Source organism: Vibrio sp. 970 (genome assembly GCF_033339075.1).
Genome location: NZ_JAWOTW010000099.1, coordinates 1 through 1,058 on the forward strand (window position 1 = coordinate 1; position 1,058 = coordinate 1,058).

2 protein-coding genes are annotated in these 1,058 nt (G+C 44.5%); both read left to right on the top strand.

Annotated features, from left to right (window positions below; all coding sequences use genetic code 11):
- The coding region (locus R7Q11_RS24970) for an MltR family transcriptional regulator (protein ID WP_031776641.1) at nt 1–424 on the top strand (424 nt) is incomplete at its 5' end.
- Between the two features lie 9 nt (nt 425–433).
- On the top strand, nt 434–1,058 hold a 625-nt coding region (locus R7Q11_RS24975; RefSeq protein ID WP_225466855.1), incomplete at its 3' end, for a nucleoside/nucleotide kinase family protein.

The following is a 1,058-nucleotide window of genomic DNA, read 5'->3' on the forward strand; positions in this document are numbered from 1 at the left end:
AAAAGCATTACTTCCGAGTGTGTTCGTCCAAGACGACTTAGTGAAGGAGTATGCTGTGGATCCGTTATTGAGAGAAGATGGGCCATTGGTCACGACCGATGTTGTCTCCAAGTTGATGTTTGCGATGGGAAAAATCTCATTACAAACTTATGCAGACATTGGCTTGTACGATCAGGTATTGGAGTATGTGGTTACTCAGCCTGAAAAGATCGCGTTTACAGATGATGTGATTTATGACTTCATCAAAAACCAAGCGGTACTCTCTTCTCAGCAAGACTGCTTTTATCTTGAGTCGATCAATCAGCTAAAGTTCTCTTCGTTTGAGTCCTTTTCGCAAATGAGATACGAATCTCTCATCAAAACAGTGCTCAAGCTGTCGTGTGAAATGTTGATAGAAAGAATCGAAGAGGAAATCAATCAGTAAGGGTTCACCATGAAAGTGAATTTAAACGTCAGTGGCTTCGAAACCGAAGCAACCTTTCCCGATGCCGACGTAAAACGAATCCATCAGCCTCTTATCGAAAAATTTACTCGCCTCTATCATGAGAAGCAGGAACGCATAGTAGTGTTCTTGTGCGCTCCTCCGGGCAGTGGCAAGTCGACACTCGCTGCGTTCTGGGAATACTTGTCGGAACAAGATGAAAGCCAAGAGCCTTTACAAGTGCTGCCGTTTGATGGTTTCCATTATCCAAATGAGATCCTCGACAACAATACGATTGAACGAGATGGCGAGCTCGTGCCTCTGCGCAGTATTAAGGGGTCCTATCAAACATTTAATCTGACGGAGCTTATCGACAAGCTCAAACAGCTCAAAATGAAAGATACAAAATGGCCATACTACGACCGCAATTTGCATGATCCAGTCGACGACGCCATTTTAGTGAATCGCAATGTTGTTGTGGTTGAGGGGAATTGGTTACTGCTTAATGAACCGGTGTGGAATGAACTGCATCGTTTGGCAGATTTTACCGTCTTCGTCGATACACAGGCTGAGTTTCTGCAAGAACGCTTAGTAAACCGTAAGATTCGTGGTGGCACCGCACCAGAAGCCGCATTAG